The 20,143-nt window shown below is 61.2% G+C and carries 11 protein-coding genes; 9 read left to right on the top strand and 2 right to left on the bottom strand.

Annotated elements, in window-relative coordinates; genetic code table 11:
• Nucleotides 1-356 precede the first annotated feature (356 nt).
• Nucleotides 357-983 (bottom strand): response regulator transcription factor, encoded by a 627-nt coding sequence (locus tag IPJ76_07250; GenBank protein QQR88415.1) that lies wholly within the window; start codon nucleotides 981-983, stop codon nucleotides 357-359.
• Between the two features lie 410 nt (nucleotides 984-1,393).
• Between IPJ76_07250 and IPJ76_07245 the strand changes: the two genes are divergently transcribed.
• Together IPJ76_07245 and IPJ76_07240 are read left to right on the top strand one after the other, a co-directional pair.
• The gene (locus IPJ76_07245; protein QQR88001.1) at nucleotides 1,394-1,855 is read left to right on the top strand and encodes a hypothetical protein; all 462 of its coding nucleotides are present in this window, start codon (nucleotides 1,394-1,396) and stop codon (nucleotides 1,853-1,855) included.
• Between the two features lie 15 nt (nucleotides 1,856-1,870).
• Nucleotides 1,871-2,866, top strand: a complete 996-nt coding sequence (locus tag IPJ76_07240; protein ID QQR88000.1) for a hypothetical protein — start codon at nucleotides 1,871-1,873, stop codon at nucleotides 2,864-2,866.
• An 11-nt stretch (nucleotides 2,867-2,877) separates the two neighbouring features.
• Here the strand turns inward: IPJ76_07240 and IPJ76_07235 are convergent, their stop codons facing one another.
• The gene (locus IPJ76_07235) at nucleotides 2,878-6,090 is read right to left on the bottom strand and encodes a hypothetical protein (GenBank protein QQR87999.1); all 3,213 of its coding nucleotides are present in this window, start codon (nucleotides 6,088-6,090) and stop codon (nucleotides 2,878-2,880) included.
• Between the two features lie 70 nt (nucleotides 6,091-6,160).
• Here IPJ76_07235 and IPJ76_07230 point away from each other — a divergent pair, with 70 nt between their 5' ends.
• The 7 genes from IPJ76_07230 (at nucleotide 6,161) to IPJ76_07200 (ending at nucleotide 20,091) form a co-directional block, all read left to right on the top strand.
• Entirely contained in the window at nucleotides 6,161-7,948 is a 1,788-nt protein-coding gene (locus tag IPJ76_07230) for a tetratricopeptide repeat protein (protein ID QQR87998.1), read from the top strand.
• Between the two features lie 12 nt (nucleotides 7,949-7,960).
• A complete protein-coding gene (locus tag IPJ76_07225; protein ID QQR87997.1) occupies nucleotides 7,961-9,412 on the top strand; it encodes a T9SS type A sorting domain-containing protein in 1,452 nt (483 codons plus the stop codon).
• Between the two features lie 252 nt (nucleotides 9,413-9,664).
• Nucleotides 9,665-11,338: a right-handed parallel beta-helix repeat-containing protein gene (locus IPJ76_07220; GenBank protein ID QQR87996.1), complete on the top strand. Its 1,674-nt coding sequence runs from the start codon at nucleotides 9,665-9,667 to the stop codon at nucleotides 11,336-11,338.
• Between the two features lie 143 nt (nucleotides 11,339-11,481).
• Nucleotides 11,482-16,506, top strand: coding sequence for a right-handed parallel beta-helix repeat-containing protein (locus IPJ76_07215; GenBank protein ID QQR87995.1), 5,025 nt, complete (start codon nucleotides 11,482-11,484; stop codon nucleotides 16,504-16,506).
• Between the two features lie 137 nt (nucleotides 16,507-16,643).
• Nucleotides 16,644-18,170, top strand: a complete 1,527-nt coding sequence (locus IPJ76_07210) for an SUMF1/EgtB/PvdO family nonheme iron enzyme (GenBank protein QQR87994.1) — start codon at nucleotides 16,644-16,646, stop codon at nucleotides 18,168-18,170.
• 26 nt (nucleotides 18,171-18,196) lie between these two features.
• Nucleotides 18,197-19,333 carry a hypothetical protein gene (locus IPJ76_07205; GenBank protein QQR87993.1) on the top strand — a complete coding sequence of 379 codons (1,137 nt, stop codon included), beginning with the start codon at nucleotides 18,197-18,199 and terminating at the stop codon, nucleotides 19,331-19,333.
• Complete coding sequence (locus IPJ76_07200) at nucleotides 19,330-20,091, top strand: T9SS type A sorting domain-containing protein (GenBank protein QQR87992.1); 762 nt, start codon at nucleotides 19,330-19,332, stop codon at nucleotides 20,089-20,091. The genes IPJ76_07205 and IPJ76_07200 overlap by 4 nt, the downstream gene beginning before the upstream one ends.
• The last annotated feature ends 52 nt before the right edge of the window (nucleotides 20,092-20,143 follow it).

Genomic DNA, 20,143 nt, shown 5'->3' with positions numbered 1-20,143 from the left:
GCCTGTGATCGTATTCTCCGAGTCTCCGTGCCTCCGTGTGCTCTCAACAGCGCGAGCCTGTGATCGTATTCTCCGTGTCTCCGTGCCTCCGTGTGCTCTCAACAGCGCGAGCCTGTGATCGTATTCTCCGTGTCTCCGTGCCTCCGTGTGCTCTCAACTGAGTGAGATCGTGTTCTCCGTGTCTCCGAGCCTCCGTGTGATCTCAACAGCGCGAGCCTGTGATCGTATTCTCCGTGTCTCCGTGCCTCCGTGTGCTCTCAACTGAGTGAGATCGTGTTCTCCGTGTCTCCGAGCCTCCGTGTGATCTCAGCTGAGTGTGATCGTATTCTCCGTGCCTCCGCGCCTCCGTGTAATCTTCACACCAACCGGTCACGCATCGCCAACCGCACCGCCTCCGCCCGCGTGTTCACCTCCAGCTTTCCGTAGATGTTCTTGATGTGCGCCTTCACCGTGTTGGTGCTGATGAAGAGCACCTCGGCGATGCTGCGGTAGTTCTCGCCGTCGCAGAGCCGGGTGAGCACCTCCGCTTCGCGCTGGCTGAGGTCATGGTCCATTTTGGGCTGGAAGGACCGCACCACCAAACGCGCAATTCCCGGTGATATCACCGACCCGCCGCCGTGTACTTCGCGGATGCCATCGAGCACCTCCTGCGGGGCCGAGTGCTTGTGCAGGTAGCCCGTGGCACCTGCGCCCAAGGACTTGAAGACGCTGTCCTCATCATCCATCACCGTAAGCATGATGAAGTCCGTGCCCGGCAGCTTCTCCTTCAACTTCCGGACGCATTCAATACCGCTCATGCCTGGCAATTGGATGTCCATCAGCACCACATCCGGCTCGATCTCCGGCACGGCGGCAAGGGCCTCTTCAGCGCTTGCATGGGCACAGCGCAGAATGAAACCATCCGCGTCATTGATCACAGCCGCGATCGCTTCACGCGCATCACGATCGTCCTCCACCACCACCACGGAGATCATGGTCGGGATATCCATGTCGGAAAAATACAGAGAACCTTTTGGCATGGAGGTTCGCACACGGAGCCACGGAGTCACGGAGTGTGTTGTCTAGCTCTGCTGGCCTTCTCCGTGTCTCAGTGCCTCCGTGAGAGCTCCGCGGATGCAGAAGAACATTGGTTGGGTCGCACACGGAGGATGTCACACGGAGCCACGGAGACACGGAGTGGATCCACGTCCCCGCTATGTCGGCCTTCTCCGTGTCTCAGTGCCTCCGTGAGAGCCGCATTGATCCAACGTGCTTTCCAACCCAGAAAGGAGCGATCGATACGTCAGTCATGCTGGCATTTCTCAGTGCCTCCGTGAGAGCCACTTGTATCCAACGCCCCGGATCCACCCAAATGGGTGAAGGCCACACCAACGACATTCATGACCTTTGATCCATGAACCACCTCCCCACCCTGCGGACCTTGCTCGGTCTGCCGCTCATCGCCCTCCTTGCCGGATGCGGCCAGTCCACGTCGAGCACACCCGAGGCCACCAGCGCTGACCCAGCCTCCGAACAAGCGGTTGAAGCGGCCACCACCTGCGATCCACTGGTCGGTGAATTCCGCGACCTGATGGCCGACTACGAGAAAGGCCTGCAGGACATGTTGGCCGCGCGGAAGGTGGATGAAGCGCGCCAGCAGGAATGGTCCGTGAAGGCCAAGGACCTCAGCGATCGCATACAAGCCCGTGGCGAGCGCGAGTTGGGCATGAAATGCTGGCAGGAGTTCAACACCATTGGCCAGTCGTATGCGCCACGTATCGCCGACCTGGGCATGAAGGTCGCGATGATCCAGATGGAGGAGAAAGGCATGGACCCGGCCATGATCGAACAGATGCAGAAGGCTGCGGGCCAATGATGCGCCATGCGTGAGATGGAACGCAGCACCCGCACATCGAAGCTCCTGCCGGGCATCGCACTGGCGCTGAGCGCCGCCGTCATCGGGCTCATCGCTGGTGCGGTGCTGGGCAGGTTCGTCGTTCCCAAGAGCGACGGCCTCGCGGGTGCCGCCACGGTGCTGGCTTATGGCCTCGGAGGAGGAGTGCTCGTCGTGGTGCTGTCGATCGTGTTCGTGCGCAAGATGCCCCGCGCGGTCGTGGTACGTGGCCTCTGGATCGCAGGACCTGTCGCGCTCGTGCTGTTGGGCTGGTCCACCAAACGCTTCATGGACCAGAAGGCCGTGCAGGATGAACAATGGCAAGAAGAACAGGAACGGATGCGGCACATGCAGCCCACCGCAACGCCGACCCTCTTCCAATATGCCTCACTGAAAGACACGCGGATGGAGCCGCGCACCAGCACCGCATCCGGCGCCATGGGCATCGGTATGTTCTCGCCATCCATGGCGGCAGGCACCTGGCCCATGTACACAGCGCCCGACCTGTTCAATGCCTTGCACCGCCCGGCCATCGTGGACAGCCTCGTCTTTGCGCAAGGCCCGCACCACATGGATATCGCTTATGCGCCCCCCTGGTTCGTGCCCGCGCACATGAAGTTGGACTACGACCTGCTCGTGCTGCGCGTCATCACGCTGTCGCCCAATTGGGTAGAAGTGGAAGTACACGCCGCAGAAGGACGCACGGTTTGGGTGGAGCGCACCCAGGGCGAAGTGCAGCTCTGGCCGGAGTTCATGCTGCGCGTGGCGGCGGTGGAGACCTTGGGTCCCGCTGCGAACCCGATCCGCGTGAAACCGCTGGACCATGCCGGTGTGCTGGCGGATGGCGCCAATACATTGCTCGCACCCCTGGCCGTGCAAGGCGATTGGCTGCTGGTGCGCACCCATGCGCTTGCCGATCGCATTCAACCCACCGGCTGGATCCGTTGGCGGAAAGATGGGGTGCTGCTGGTGGAGTATAGTTTGTTGTGTTGATCGCGTAGATCTCACTTCACAGGGACGGTCAGGCGGATCTTCGTCCCTCTATCTGGTTCCGACCCGATGTGCAACTCCGCGCCGATGGATGCCGCCCGCTCCGGCATGGTGCGCATGCCATAGCTGTCCGGTTTCGCCTGCGTGGTGTCGAAGCCCTTTCCGTCATCCTTCAAGGTGAGGGAGAGCGATCCAGCCGTGTGTGCGACCTGCAAGGTGCAATGCGCCGCCGCCGCGTATTTGGCGCAGTTGTTCATCGCCTCCTTCAGGATCAACGTGATCGCGCGGCGTTGCTCCATGTCGAGCTTCACGGTGCGCATGGCTTCGGTGCGGCCTTCGATGCGGAAGGCGGTGTTCGTGCGGTCGAAGAGCGATGCGGCGAAGGCGGCGAGGCGATCGAGCACGTCGTGCAAGGTGTCGCGGCCGGGGTCCATGCTCCAGATCAGGTCCCGGATGCCGGCTGAGAGTTCGCGTTGCGCCTGCTCGATATGCTCCAGGTGCGGACCGATCGCGGCCTCTTGTCCGGCGCGCTGTTTCGCCAGTCCAGTGTGCAGGTTGATGCGTGTGAGTTTGCCGCCCGCCTCGTCGTGGAAGTCGGCGGCGCTCTTGCGGCGGAACTGCTCGCGGTCGGCGTTGCGCGCGCGTTCGATGCGCATGGTCGTCTCCAGTTCGCGCGTGGCTTCGCGCAGCCGGTAGCGGAACCACGCGTAGCCGATGGCGATCAGCACCAACGCGTAGAACAGGTAGGCGTACCATGTCCGCCACGGCGGTGTGCTGATGCGCAACGTGAGCGACGCGCCTTGTTCGTTCCACAGCCCATCGTTGTTGCTACCCTGCACGCGCAGCACGTATTCGCCGGGATCGAGGTTGGTGTAGGTGATGCTGTTGCGCGCGCCCGCATCCACCCAATCGGCATCGAAGCCTTCGAGCTTGTAGCGGTAGTTGTTCTTCTGCGGGGCGATGTAGTTGAGCACTGCGAACTCGAAGCCGATCACCTTGTCGCGCCAGGAGAGGTCGAGCGATGGGATGGCGTGAATGGCATGTTGGAGGGTGAAGGCCGCGCCCGTGCTGTCGGATACCAGCGGCACGGGTTCGTTGTTCAACAGGAAACGCGTGAAGTGTACCGGCGGGATCTTCGCGTTCGGCAGCAGGTCGGCAGGGGTGAACCAGTTCAGTCCGTCCACACCACCGAAGAACAATTCACCTGCTGCCGTGCGCAGGAACGCGTTCTGGTTGAACTCGTCGTGTTGCAGACCATCTTCCTGCGACAAGCTGCGGATCACGCGACCGGCTTTCGGGTCGAATTCGGCGAGTCCACGGTTGGTGCTCAGCCACAGCGTTCCATCGGCGGAGGGAAGGATGCCGTAGACGACCTCATTGGGCAGCCCATGGTCGCGGCCGTAGTGGGTGAAGCGCGCCGCAGCCGGACCGGTCGCGAGCAAGTTGCCTGCGAGATCGTTGTCGATGCGCAGGTGGTTCAAGCCGCTGATCGTGCCGATCCAGAGGTCGTTGCCATCGCGGTGAAGGCACAACACGAAGTCGCTGCTCAAGCTGTTGTTGTCGCGCACATCGTTCTTCAGCACCACGAAACGCCCGCTCTTGCGATCGAAGAAGTTCAGTCCGCCCGTGGGCGTTCCCAGCCAGAGGTGGGCATCGGCGTCTTCGAGGATGCAGTAGACATAGGGGTGGCTAGGACCCCGATCATCAGAGGTGGGCGGGTAGCACGTGAACCGTTCGGTCTCTGCATCGAAGCTGCACAAGCCGCCGCCCGCCGTGCCGATCCACAGCAGGCCGTCGGAGCTCTCGGTGATCGTATGCACCGTGTTGGCGTTGAGCGCACCCGGGGCATCGCGCTTCGCGTGGTTCGTGCAGCGGATGCCTTGCGCCGAACGTTCGACCTGTGCCAGGCCACCACCACGGAAGCCGGCCCACAGCCTGTTCTTGCTATCGCGGTACAAGGCCTGCACATCATCGGCGGGCAGCGATCGCGGGTCCGTGGGATCATGGCGGAACGCTTGCAGATGGTCTGCTTGGCGATCCCAATGATCAAGGCCGCTGGCCGTTCCGATCCACAGCGTGCCATCCGCATCCTCGATCATCGGTCCCACGTGCCGATCGCTCAGGGTTCCCGGCTGCCCGGGTTTGCTGCGGCGCACCTTGATCGCCGGATCCGCGTGGTCCAAGCGGTCCAATCCGTTGCGCGTGCCGATCCAAAGTTCTCCGCCATGGCCGGGTAGCAGGGCAAGGACATTGCTGTGTGCCAGGCTGCGCGGGTCGGTGGCGTCGTGCCGTAACAGGATCGCCTTGCCGGTGCTCGGTAGCCACTGCACCAACCCGTGGCTTGTGCCGATCCACCAGCGATCACCGGCAACACGGACGCGGTTGAAGCTCATGCGCGGATCAGCGCCGGGCACTTGGGCGGGGGAAAGCAAGAGCGAATCCGGACGCATGCCGTTCCCCAGCCTGACCAGTCCCGCACTGCAGCAGATCAGCACTTCTCCGTTCTCCACGGCGGCACTCGTCACCGCTCCGAGTTCGACCGAAGGTGTGTTGGGCGCGCGGCGGAAGTGTGTGGCGACCAGCGTGCGCGTATCCATCCGCGTGAGGCCGCTGTCGGTGCGCATCCAAACGTCATCGCCTAGGCGCGCGAGCCCGCTCACGAAATGCCCGTTGCCCTGCGGTTCTTGATCGCTTTGCGCGAAGAAGCGCCGCACCTTCCCCGTGCGCGGATCCAACGCGGCCAGTCCGTTGTTGGTGCCGAGCCAGAGCGTGCCGCGATCATCCTGCACCATGCTGAAGATGCGATCGCTGGGCAGTGAGGTGGTATCCGAGGGATCGTGCCGGAAGTGCTGGAACACACCGGTCGCGGGATCCAGTCGATCGAGCCCGCCGCCGAAGGTGCCGATCCACAACGCACCGACGCTGTCCTCGTGCAAGGCCCACACGTAGTTGTTCGCGAGGCTGTTGGCGCGGGCGCTGTTGCGGTGGTTCACGAAGGTCCTTCCATCGAAACGGTCCAGACCATCCTGCGTACCGAACCACAGGAAGCCCTGACGATCCTGCAGCACGGCGCTCACCGAGTTCTGCGAAAGGCCGTCGGCGATGGTGAGGTGGTGGAAGGTGAGGTCGCTGGTCTGCGCGTGAACGACGTCCTGGAAGAGCAGAACGGATGAGGCCAGCACCGCGATCCACCTTCGTGGTGGCAGGAGAGGATCCGCGCGGCGCATGATCCAAAGTAAGTGGCTATGCGCTGCACGGGTGTTCGCACTGTGCTGCGCATTTCCCCAACTTGCCGCCATGCGCGCACTCGTCTTCGTCGTTTTGTTGATCACCGCCCAGGCGGATGCGCAGATGGACAGCCTGCTACGCGTGCGCGATGCGCTACCGCAAGACACGTCGCGGCTGGGCGTGCTCACCGAGCTGCTGCGCGCCACCGTGTTCAATGATCCCGACAGTGCGCTGGTCTTCGCTGCGGAATACCGGAGCATCGCCAAGCGCAGCGGCATCGACCTGGAGATCGGCAAGGGGCACAACTACACCGGTATGTGCTACACCAGTCGCAGTGAACACGATGAAGCCTTGCGGCACTACCTCGCGGCCGTGCCCTACTTCGAGCGCGGCGGCGATCCATGGTACGAGGCCATGGCGCACAACAACATCGGGTCGGTCCATGAGAAGATGCAGCGCAGCGACAAGGCAGCATACGAATTCACCGCCGCGCTGAGAGCGTTCCGCAGCCTCCGCGATACGGTTTGGATCGCCAACGTGTCCAACAACCTCGGCAACGTGTTGTATGAAGAAGGCCGGTTCGACAGCGCTGTGGTGTACTACCGGCAGGCCGATGATCTGCTCACCGCCCTTGGCATGGACATTTATGCAGGGACCACGCGTATGAACTTGAGCAATGCCCTGGACCAATTGGGGGCGCAGGACGAAGCCTTGGCGATGATGCGCAGCGCACATGCGGTGATGCCCGAAGGGGAGGACGAGAACACGCGGGCGAACATCCTGGCCAACCTCGGCCGCCTGCATGGCGTCGCAGGTGAGGCGGACAGCGCCTTGTACTTCCTGCGTGCGGGTCTCCAGCTTGCGCAACGTGCGCAAGCCCGGTCGGTGGAAACCAATGCCCACGAGTTCCTCAGCGCGTTCTTCGAAGAGCGCGGCGCCATCGATTCGGCCTACCGGCACCACAAGCTGGCCACGGCCCTGCGCGACAGCATCTTCAGTCAGGAGAGCAGCGCCCGCATCGCCGAGATGCAGGAGAAGTACGAAAGCGGGAAGAAGGACGTGCTGATCGCGGAAGGCAACGCGCAGTTGGAGCGGCGCGCGCTCACCATCAAGGCCATCGCGGTGGGTGCGGTGCTGTTCCTGGTGGCTGCGCTCTTCGCCTTCCGCGCCTACCGGGTGAAGCGGAAAGGTGAAGCGGAGATGATGCGCCAGAAACAAGTGATCGAAGCGCAGTTGAAGGAGAAGGAATTGCTGTTGCGCGAGATCCACCACCGCGTGAAGAACAACCTGCAGACCGTGAGCAGCTTGCTCAGCATCCAAGGGCGCGGCATCACCGATGAAACAGCGAAACAGGCCGTGAACGACAGTCGCCTGCGCGTGAAGAGCATGGCCCTGATCCACCAGGACCTCTACCGCGAAGGCGACCTCACCGGAGTGCAGATGCCCGACTACGTGGCGAAGCTGGCCAACGGACTGGTCACGAGCTACGGCATGACGGATCGCGTGAAACTGGACCTGCGCGTACACCCCATCAACCTCGATGTGGACACCGCCGTGCCGTTGGGCCTCATCCTGAATGAGCTGATCACCAACGCTCTGAAGTACGCTTGGCCCGATGGGCGCTCAGGCCGATTGCACGTGTCCATGGCGGAAGCCGCGGACGGCCAACTGCTGATCGACGTCATCGACGATGGCATCGGCATGAAGGACGGCGCACAAGTCGCGGCGGGCGGCACCGGTTTCGGACTGGGCATGATCCGCACCTTCGCCAGTAAGCTGAAGGCCGAGCACACCATCACCGGCGAGAACGGCACTTCGGTGCGACTGGTCGTGCGCAGCTACAGACGCACCGGCTGAGTATTTTTCGGCATGGCAAATACGATCCGCATTCCCCTTTTGGGCATGGTTGGGGCCTTCGTTGCACAAGTGAACGGCCAATCCATCGACACCGTGCTGGTTACCGAACTGGGCCGGTATCAGCATCCGTACGTGCAATTCGCCGACAGCTTCAGCGCACCGGTGCTGAGCAGCCGCATCGATCGGCTCGGTCGGCCTTACGTCTACTTGGCGTGCAGCGATTCCGGCCTCTTCGTCTGGGACATCACAGTGCCAACAGCGCCGGTCGTGATCAAGCGCATGCCCACTTCGTTTTTCGGGGATCTGAGCGTAACGAACCTCGAGCAGGACGGCACGTTGTTGTACCTGGCCTTGGGCGCGCTGGAGAACAGCGAACCAGGGATCGCCGTGCTCGATGTTACCGACGCGACCGACCCGATGGTGCTGGATCACTACGCACATCCGGCTTTCGCGCATGGCGGAGCCATCGTGAAGGTGAAGGACGGGTTCGCATACGTGGGTGCCATGTCGGACGGTTTGCTGGTCGTGGATGTGAGCGATCCACAGGATGTGCAGTTCCATTCCACCTACCTGCCGGATCCATCCTGGCCGGGCATCGCATCGTACGCGCCCAACGCGCGCGGCATGGCCATCGTGGATACGCTGCTCTACCTCGCCTTCGATGCCGGCGGCCTGCGCGTGCTCTCCATCGCCGATCCTTCCGCGCCGTACCAGGTCGCGCAATACCTCAATCCGCAGCATCCGCTGCTCACCAATCCGGCATACAACAACATCGCCGTGAAGGACGACCGGCTCTTCGTGGCCATCGACTACTGCGGGCTGGAGGTGCTGGACATCGCCGATCCGGTCGCGCCGCAACAGGTCGAGTGGCTGAACCCGTGGTCGTGCTTCGGCTTCAGCTGGTTCGGCAGCGATGGCCATGCGAACGAACTGGTGCTGGCACGCAACGACAGCTTGCTGCTGATGAGCGCGGGCGACAGTGAGGTGCTCGTGTACGATGTCACCAACAGCGATGATCCTGTTCTCAAGGGCGGTCATATCGTCCCCAACGACACCGCCGCGGCGTGGGGCGTTGATGCCTTCGGCGACCTGATCGTGGCGGGCTACATCAACAACCATGGGCTGGCCTTCCAGCCCTTCGACAGCAAATTCGGGGGCGCAGTGCTGTTCAGCATGCAGGTTGACTTCACGACTTCCGTGGCGAACGCGACCATGGTGCACACTCCCTTCGTGATCTGGCCACAGCCCGCTGATGATGTGCTGAACGTGCGATGGGATGATGCACGGGATGCGGCGACCAAGGTGGAACTCTTCGATACGCACGGCCGGACCGTAAACATGTCCGCGCGGCGATCCGCCGACGGGTGGTCCTTTGACATGGCCTCTTTGCCGAGCGGGATCTATGTGATGCGCCTCGGGTCCAGTTCAGCCATCCGGACCGTGCCGGTGATCGTTGTACACTGACCGGCTTCACCATATGGGTAGACCGCGATGAGGGGAATGAGCTTCGGCTTGATCCCCACGTGCTCATTTCAGGCGATCTGAAAGCGGAGCACACGAGCAATGGTGATAGGGGCATTCCTATGCGATAGGTCGCGTGCAATTGCATCACACGGAATAGGCCTGGACGGGTTCACCCATCCGGATCGTTCGTTCACCCGATCGGCCGATGCGGAGCGGGTGCGATGGGTCAAGTTCGCGGCAACCATCTCCACCATGATGAAATTCCTCTCCACGTCGATCGCGGTCGCATCCCTCGCCTTGGCCGCGTCCAACCTTCACGCTCAAGTAAGCGGCATCTTCCACATCGGCGGCTTGGGCGATCCGTATGCAACGATCCAAGAGGCGGTCGACGACCTTGTTCAGGTGGGCGTATCCGGCCCCGTGGACCTGGTAGTGGCTCCTGGGGTCTACACGGGAGGTCTCGCTTTGGACCCAATACCCGGTGCAGGTGCGAGTGCGCCAATCCTGATCCGGCCGTTGAACCCAGGCGCATACGATGTGCACATTACTGGTGAACCAGTGCTCTTCCGAGGCGTCGTCCATATCCGCGTACCGTTCGTTTCTCTCCACGAGATGTCGATCATCGTTGATCCGGATCCATCGAGCCCCATGGCCACGAGCTGCGTGTGGGTTGACGCGGACGATGTGGTGATCAGCTCTTGCACGATCACCAACAACGCCGCTACTACGAGTGGTGTTAGCGTTTATGGGGAAAGAAGCTTGCTGCTGGATAATGTCATTGTGAATGAAGGTGCGGACAGCACACAAGGGTCCACGGGACTTCACGTCTATGGAGTGGAACGGGTCACTGTTGACGGCAACAACTTCTCCGGCTGGGTATCCGGCATGTACTTATCGTCCATCGGACAATGCGATGTGATTGACAATGGAGTCCTGCTCGCCAAGACCACGTTGAGCGAACAGTTGAACCGCGGGATCACCCTCGCGCTCGTGGAGAACACCAACATCCTCCGGAACAGGATCGTCATGTACGAGGCCGGGGCCGGCATATGGATCGGTGGATACTCGGACGAAGGAATAACAAGACGGATCGAGAACAACATGGTCAGCAACATCAAGTACAGCACCGCGGGATATGCGACAACGGGGATTTATGTGCACCTCTACACAACTCCTGCCGTGGTTCTGACAACACCGGCTGAAAGCGGATTGTACATCCGTCACAACAGCCTCTATGTGGAAGGAGATAGTGCGAGCGGCATTCTTACGGACTATCCTCTCGCCCAAGAAACCGTGGTCACATCCAATTCCATTCGCATGGTAGGCAACGGATGTGTCGGATTGAACTATGCGGCCAATACCGCGGCCCCCTGGCCTACGAGCGACTACAACAACGTGAGTTTCTCCGGTGTGGGCAACTGGTACGGGATCTATCAGACCAAGGCGCTTATCCGGACGAATACCACCATGGAAGACCATTCGATCGGTGCTGTGCCACATTATGTCAGCAAGACCAACTTGCACATCAAGGACACCTCTCCGAACATCAACACGGCCTTCTTTGACGCGGACATCACCAATGACTATGACCAGGATCCACGTCCGGGGCTGGGGCAACACGATATCGGAGCCGACGAATACGGTAACCTCGGTTTGAAGTCGTTGGTGGTCGCTCCGCCGGTGCTTCCCGCGGCTACCGTCGAGATCGGTGCTTATCCGAACCCGGCCCAGGACCAGGTGGCGTTCGAGTTGCCGGATGATGAAGTCCAGCCTTTCGTGCTGCATGGCACGGACGGACGCGTGGTGCTGAGCGGCATGAGCGTTCCTGGCCAAGCCATCCGCTTGGATGGTCTCACCCCGGGCACGTACATCGCACGGTTCCCGCAATGGCCCGGCGCCACCACCCGCGTCGTGGTCGTGCACTGATCGAACGGTCCCTCCCGACCACCGAACGCCCCGGCGCCTCTGCAGGTTCCGGGGCGTTCACCCATGGATACCGTTCGTTCACCCATTTCCGCTGGACAGGCGGGGCTGTGTGCGGGAATTTGCAGGCTCAAGGTCCACCCGCCATGTCCCCGCTCGCCCGCCTGCTCCTCTTTCCGCTGCTCCTGCTCACCAGCAGCCTCAGCGCCCAGCTCAACGGCACCTACTCCATCGATGCAGGCGGTGGTGGGGATTACCTCAGCTTCAGTGCTGCGGTCACCGCGCTCAACACGTCGGGGGTCAGTGGCCCGGTGGTGTTCGAAGTGGCCGATGGCTTCTACACGGAGCGGATAACGCTAGTGAACATCACAGGGAGCAGTGCCACCAACACCATCACCTTCCGTGGTCAAAGCCTCGATAGCTCCTTGGTCGTGCTCAGGTCTAACAGCACCACTACGGTAGGTGGTTTCAGCGGTCCGAACCACGTGGTACACTTCGCTGGTGCGCGACACATCTCGTTCGAGCATCTCACCGTGCAGCGAACCGGATCCAGTCTTTATGGTCATGTACTCGTGTATGCAAGTACTGCCACGGACATCAACTTCAGGCATTGCCGGTTGATCGGGGTGACTGCACCCACCTTCGTGAACAATGTACGGAACGTGGTGTACTGCTTTGATACTTTCAACCAGACGGGGATCCGGTTCATTGCCACCAGCTTCAGTGGAGGGAACTACGGTGTGTATTGGTATGGTGGAGCGACCCAAATGGATGAGCTTCAATTCCATGATTGTGTGATCACCTCTCCCCAGATCCATTTGGTCTCCATCAATGGCGGCTTGAGCCTCTTACGCAACCGGGTGTCCACTACGACAACAGGGATCCATATTTTCATCAATGGGCAAGGAGCGATCGTCATTCAACACAACCTCTTCATCAATACGACCGCAGGGACCGCTGGCGTACTCCTGAACTTACAAGGTATCGCGGGCACACCGGTGTTGGTCGCTGGCAACATGTTCGTATTCCCGAACAGGTCCGAAGGAGTAACACTTTCGTCCAGTCAGTATGTGGACCTGCTCCACAATAGTGTCTCAGGAATGTTGCACGTATCCGCCACTTCTTCGAACATCACCTTAAGGAACAATATCCTGCGTGGCAATGCTAACAGCGGCTTGAGCGTGCAGGATGCGACGAGCATTACGGCATCGGATCACAATTTCTATTGGAGTGCGTCAGGGCCTACGGCGGTTTCCTGGTCAGGCAGTCACAACGACCGGAACTCGCTTAACGCCGCAACGGGTTTCGATGCGAACAGTCATTTCATGGATCCGCTCTTCGTGAACAACATCAGCGACCTGCACCTGCAAACAGCTTCGCTATGTGCCGGAGCGGGTATGGCGGTGGCGGGGCAAGTCCTCGACTTCGATCAGCAAGCGCGGCCACAACCTGCATTGACCGCGCCCGATGTGGGTGCGGATGAGACAGCGGAATACTGCTCCTCCCTGAGTGGAACATACGTCATCGGCCCTTCGGTCGGAGCGGATTTCAGCGCATTCGCGTCAGCGGTCGGCAAGATGCAGATATGCGGCATTACAGGGCCGGTCACCTTCTTGGTGGAGGATGGCACCTACACGGAGCAGATCGTGCTGCCGAACATTCCGGGCAACAGCAACGTGAACACCATCACCTTCCGCGGACAGAGCTTGGACAGCTCGCTGGTCACCCTCACCTGGCCCACCGGTTCAGCGTTGCCCACTGTGCGCATGAGCGGTGCGGACCGCGTCACCTTCGAGCACATGACCATCCAGCGAAATGGCATCTCAACGTTGCAAGGCGCGGTGGTGGATTGGGAAAGTACCATCGCCAACGCGACCACGCGTTCGCAATACACCACGATCCGTAATTGCCGACTGATCAGCAACGCCACCACCAATAACCTTTCTGCCTTGGTGTTGGGGATCGCACAGAACGATGAGTCCAGTGTAAGTGTACTGTACTGTAGAATGCAGGGCGGGCATACCGGTGTGCGCTGGTACATGGATACCGATGCGAGCATCACCATTCAGGGCTGCGTATTCACCGGGCAGTACGATCGGAGCATCGCGTGCATCAATCCGGGCACGGGAGATCCGGAACTCGTGATCGATGGAAATGTCATCCAAGGACCGAACAACTCGAGCCGGACGGCCGTGGAAGTGCGTCACAACAGCAATTGGTTGCGCATCACCGGCAATCGCATAACGGCGAACTCATCCAACGGGATCGGCATCGACATGACATGCACTGGCGGCGCGCCCTCGTGGACCCAAGTGGCCAACAACATGGTGCAATGCACGAGTAATACGAGGGGTATACTGCTGAGTGGTGACAACAATGGTCTGGGAGTCTATCACAATTCCGTTAGCACGTCTACTGGCAATGCGTTGGAACTATCAGGCACGGGCAGCAACAGCCACATGGTGGGCAACGCGTTCCGGAGCGCTACCGCGTATGCCATATACCGTACAGGCACGATCGCTTTCGCAGCTGCTGATCACAATGTGCTTTATGGCGGTAACACGCCATTCGTGTTTTGGGGTGCTGATGTGGTCGACCTGTCAGCGCTGCGCTGCCTCACGGGCCAGCAGCTCAACAGCATCCAGGCGGACCCGCTCTTCGTGAACAACTCCAACGACCTGCATCTTCAATCCGGATCGCCATGCGCGGGCCAAAGCATCTTCATCTCCGGCGTGGACTACGACTACGACGGCGAACTGCGGGCGCTGCCCTTGGCCACCCTGCCCGACATCGGCGCGGATGAGATCAATGAAGTGTGCACGCCGATGATCGGGACCTATGTGATCGGACCATCGGTAGGGGCCGACTTCCTGAACTTCACTACGGCGGTAAGGCAGCTTCTGGGCTGCGGGATCAGTGGTCCGGTGGTCTTCGAGGTGGAGAGCGGTATCTACACTGAGCAGGTCCAACTCACGGCCATCAAGGGATCCAGTAGCACGAACACCGTGACCTTCCGCGGACAGGCGCTCGACAGTACCACGGTGATCCTGCAGTACACCTCGTTTGCTGGTGCGGCGAACAACCACGTGCTTGCGAACACCGGCGCGGATCATGTCCGATTCGAGCACATGACCTTGAGCCGATATGGCATCCAACCCAACGCGCGGGTCGTTCACCTCAACCCTGCGTGCGATGCGATCGTGGACATGCGCCTGTCGCATTGTGTGATCTCCAGCAGCGGTACGACCCTGTTGAGCGCCGATCTCGTGGGTAGCGTGCTCGGTGCGATGCCGACCAGCTTCGTGCTGGAGAACTGTGCGCTCGTAGGGGGAGGCTATGCGGTCTATTCCCAGCCACTTGCTCCGCAGGATACCATTACCATCGTAGGCTGCACGCGCACCGGCGGTACATCGGGCATATCGCTGAACCAGATCTCCGGACCGATCACCATCCGTGGCAACCAGCTCACGGCAACGGCAACGGATGCGGTGCTGGTGTATCAATGTACAGGTGCCGTGGACATATCGCGGAATCGCATCACCGGTGGAACGGCCTTGACCTCTTCTGGCGTCTTCGTCTTCGGTTGCCAACCCGTGGCACCGGCCCGCATCGTCGTAGCCAACAACGAGATCATCTCCACTGTAGGTCAAGGCATCCGCATCAACGGACCTTCGAGCCGGGTGGATGTGGTGTACAACAGCGTGCGAACGAACGCGGCCTCCGGCACAGCCATGCTGGCGATCACCGGCGGCAGCTCCACCGACACGCACATCCGCAACAACATCTTCAGCAGTACCAGTTACAGCGCGGCGACGGTCTCGCTCACTGGCATCGCCTCGGATCGCAACGTATTCTGGCGCACGGGTACGGTCGGCAATACCGTGCAGTGGAACGGCGTGCCCTACACCACCGTGACCGCTCTTGCTGCGGGCACAGGCACCAATGCCAATTCCAAATTCCGCGATCCGCTGTTCTATTCGTCCACCGCCGACCTCCGCAGCTATTCCATGGAAGTGGACCAGGCCGCGTTGCCCTTTGCCGGCATCACAGTGGACAAGAACGGTGTAACGCGCCACGTTACCACACCGGACATTGGTGCGTTCGAGTTCCAACCGGAACTCTGGAACGAGGCCTTCAACACCTGCGGCCCCGCCGATCCGATCATCAGCAGCGGCACCGGCCAGGACCAGTGGATCTACAAGGACCGCAAAGTGGTGGCCCGCTTCAACGACAACGGCCAGCCACTGGGCCTGGTGAGCATGAACGTGTACGTGCACAACGGAGCGGTACGCCAAAGCGTGATCGGCCAGCGGTACATGGACCGGAATTGGCACCTGACCACACAGAACCCGATCACCAGCGGTGCCATCGTGAGGCTCTTCCACAGTGCGAACGAGTTCGCTGCGTATGCAGCAGCGGATCCGGTGGTGAACGTGTACGCCGATGCCGGTGTGGCGCACTACGTGGGGCTCATGGAAGATTGCAACTTGCCGAACAACCCGGCAGGCAACATCTGGACACCCATCTTTCCCGCCTCACCTGCATTGGAGCCACGCATCCAAGGCAATGGTGGCACGCATGGCTACACGGCCGTGCTGGCGAACGATGGTGAATTGTACATCACCACCACGGGCTTGCCTCTGCCCGTGGAACTGATCGCCTTCACCGGCGAGCGTACCAGCGACCGCGAGGTGATGCTGCATTGGACCACCGCCACGGAGCACAACAACGCGGGCTTCGAGGTATGGCGCTTGATCGAGGGCGAAGAGGAATTCAGCAGGGTTGCGTGGGTGGAAGGCGCCGGTGAAAGCCATGCGGTGATCAACTATGCCCTGTCCGATGACAACACCACCAGCCGCGTGAGCTACTACAAGCTCAAGCAAGTGGATCTGGACGGGCACTACAGTTGGAGCCCAGTGATCGCGGTGAAAGGTGCAGTGAACGGGAACGCCCTTGTGCTTTTTCCGAACCCTGCCAGCCAGGCCTTCGACATCCGGATCGGGGCGTTGGACCATAGCGGGGTGCAACTGGTGAATGTGAGCGGACAAGTTGTGCGCGCATGGGGAGCAGTGGATCACTGCGATGTCCAGGGCATTGCGCGCGGGACATACCTGGTGCGGATCCTGTGGCCCGATGGCGCCGAGCGCTCCAGCAGGTTGATCCTGGAGTAGGTTCCGGCGGTCGCGCAACGTTGGCTTTGATCCACCGGGCGCACCATGCTGTTCACAGCCGGGATCGCCCGTTCACAGGTTGCTGCTTTCGGTGCGTGTTGCGGCGGGGAATGTTTGCCCCACCAAAAACACAACACATGCACCACTCCACTTCAACCACCCGTGCCAAGCGCACGAACCGGGGCAGCCGCTTGCTGGCGGCCCTGCCTACCCTGGCTTTGCCCTTCGTCCTTTCCGCCAACAACATCCAGGTCAGTAACGTGACCTTGACCGGTCAGAACGCCGTTGCCGACACATGGCAGGTGCAGTTCGACATCAGCTGGGACAACAGCTGGTATGTGAACACAGCGCCCGCCAACGGCGATGCCGCCTGGGTGTTCATCAAGTACCGCTTCGGAATGAACTCCGATTGGCGGCACGCCACGTTGTCTCCCTCTGGTTCTATAGCGCCTGCGGGGTCCGTGCTCATCCAATCAGCCGATAACAAGGGAGGGTTCATCCGGCGCAGCACGTTCGGTACCGGCACGTCGAATTTCACGGGTGTGCAGATGCGGTGGAACTATGCCGGCACAGGCGTGCAGGATACAGACCCGATCGATGTCCGCGTATTGGCGATCGAAATGGTGAACATTCCTTCAGGTGCTTACATGCTCGGTGATGGAACGGCCACGAACGTCCGCGGCCAGTTCGAGCAAGGGCAGACCGGTAGCCCGTACCTGGTCTCTTCCGAAGCCGCGATCACCTTGGGCGGGGCCGCTGCCACCAGCCTCAACGCCAGGAACAACACCGGGCTCAGCAATCTGGCACCAAGCGCATTGGACGATTTCACCTACACCACCACACAGACGCTGCCCACAACCTATCCGAAAGGCTACAATGCCTTCTACATGATGAAGTACGAAATGAGCGAAGCGCAATACGTGGAGTTCCTGAACCTATTGACACCGGCGCAGGCGGCGGCGGGGTTCCCCGACGCCACGGGTGTCAGCGGCCACACGATCGACGATAACGGGATCTCGCCGAACTTGTATGTGACGACCGCACCGGACCGGGCGTGCGCCACGAACGCGAACAACCAACTTGCCTATGCGGACTGGGCGGCGTTGCGACCGATGACCGAGCTGGAGTATGAAAAAGCCTGCCGGGGTCCTATGCCGGCCTTGGCCGACGAGTACGCGTGGGGTACAGCCGAGTACACCACGAACCAGGTAAGCCTGAACGGTGCGGGTACACCGACCGAATCCGCCGCAGGGAGCTTGCCCATCGCCAATATAGCTGGTGCTGCTGGCAACTATTTGCGTCCATGGCGCGTTGCCGCCGTCGCGTCGGGGGTTGCTAATCCAACACGGACGCAGGCGGGTGCCTCCTATTACGGAGTGAACGAGTTGTCAGGGAACTTGAGGGAGTGGTGCGTAGGTGTTACATCACCGTCAGCCCGTGCGTTCAGCGGTGCTATCAACGGAGATGGCGCATTGTCCGCAGCTGGCGCCACGGACGTGGCCAATTGGAATACGATCGCGGCCACCGTAGGGGCTACCCGCCTCCGCGGTGGATCTTGGGCTGGAACGAGTCCGGAAGGCCGGGTGTCGGATAGGCGCGCTTCCCTCGCCATCCCTGCCACCCATTCCGTAAGCACGACCATCCGTCTATGCCGCCTGCCATGATCGCGCGCGAACGAACGATGATCCCCATGCGCTCCATTTGTTTCCTGTTCATCGCCGGGCTCAGCCTGGGATCTCAGGGCCAGAACATCTTCGTGAGCGGGGCGGGCGACGGGTATGCGAGCGCGACCTATATCGGTCATACGAACGCCACCGGAGTTTTCACCAGCGGCGTCGCCGATGGCTACTCGGCAGGCTCGTTCAATACACCCGTTACACTCAGCGGCATCTACAAGAGCGGGGTGGCGGACGGCTACGCGGGTGGTGCTTACAACACGCAGGTCGCGCTAAGTGCGATCTACAACAGCGGTGCCGCGGACGGCTACGCGGGGGGTGCATACAACACCCAGGTCGCGCTCAGCGCGATCTTCAGCAGCGGCATCGGCGATGGCTACGCGACGGGTGCAGGCAGCAATGTGAAGGTGAAAGTGCAGGGTTTCGCCGTGCTCGAAGGACCTTGGAACACGGGCACACAGCTCATGAACGATGGGCTGCGCAGCGCGGGACTGGTCCCGCTCACCGAGCCCTACACCGCGCTGGGCTTCGTGAACGCGGGCAACAGCGGTGGTGAGACCACGACGGCAGGCCTGCTGGCGATCAGTGGCACCGATGCGGTGGTGGATTGGGTGCGGGTGGAGCTGCGCGATGCGACCACGCCCACAACGCTCGTGGCCGCCAGGCATGCGTTGCTGTTGCGCACGGGCGATATCGTGGATGCCGCAACGGGCAACGACTTCGTGGAGATGAATGCACCTCCCGGCAACTACTACGTGGTGGTGCGCCACCGCAACCACTTGGGGGTGATGAGCGCTGCGGCGATCAGCCTCTCCGGAACGACAACGAGCATCGACTTCAGCAACACGGCAACGGCCACCTTCGGCACCGCGGCGCAGAAAACCATCGGTTCGGTAAACGCACTGTGGGCCGGCGACGTGGGCCACGATGGGCAATTGAAATACACCGGCAGCAGCAACGATCGCGACCCCATTCTGGTGGCCATTGGTGGCTCCACGCCGAACAACGTGCTCAACAACCAGTACCGCACCGAGGATGTGAACATGGATGGCACGGTGAAATACACCGGCAGCAGTAATGACCGCGATCCGATCCTGGTGAACATAGGCGGCTCAACACCCAACAACGTGCGCACAGCGCAATTGCCATGAGAACGATCATCACAACCGCGGCCATCGCGGTTGCCTCCACGGCCACTTTCGCCCAGCCGGTCCTCGACATAACGCTCGCGCACACCAGCGGCACCACCTACGAGGTGCGCATACGTCCGGACGACTCCTTTGATGGTGTCTTCAGCTCGCTGGTGTTCACCTTGCGTTGGAACGCCGCCGATGGCATCGGGATCACGCAGTTCGATACGCCCGCCAGCGATCGCATCGGCATCGCACCAGCTGCACCTGTCGCGAACGAGGCTTCGTACATGTACCGCACATTTTCCGGCTTCGGGTTCACGCCTTTTACCGAGCTGGGCGCGGCATGGATCCCCGGCGAGGAGTACGCCCTCTTCACCGTCACCTTCAGTGGTACGGGGAACGTGGAACTGGTGAACGACGACTGGACGGCCGCGAACAACGGGGACTTCTACGTTTCGCTGAACGGCGAACCACGCGCGGGCAACATCTATGCAACGGAGATCACCACGCTGGTGGAAAGCACAACACCGTTCACCCCTCCGGCACTGAGCGTTTGGCCGAACCCCACCGATGGGCCAGTGCGCCTCGACCTCCAGGGCTTCAGCCCCGGACCGATCGAAGTGTACGTGCACGATGCAACGGGCAAACTGGTGCTGCGAACGCGGGTCACCGGTCCACAAGCGGATATCGACGTGGGCGCGCTGACCTCCGGTACGTATCAGGTGAGCGCTCGTCAACGGTCAACGACGATGCGCAGTCCGATGGTGGTGCATTAGGCGCGCGTCGCGAACGGGGGCCGCTCAGCGATGGGCGGCCCTCGCACGTACC

The sequence above is a fragment of the Flavobacteriales bacterium genome (genome assembly GCA_016699575.1).
Lineage (GTDB): Bacteria > Bacteroidota > Bacteroidia > Flavobacteriales_F > PHOS-HE28 > PHOS-HE28.
Note: the sequence above shows the minus strand (reverse complement) of the source record. Positions and strands in the feature narration are given on the sequence as shown.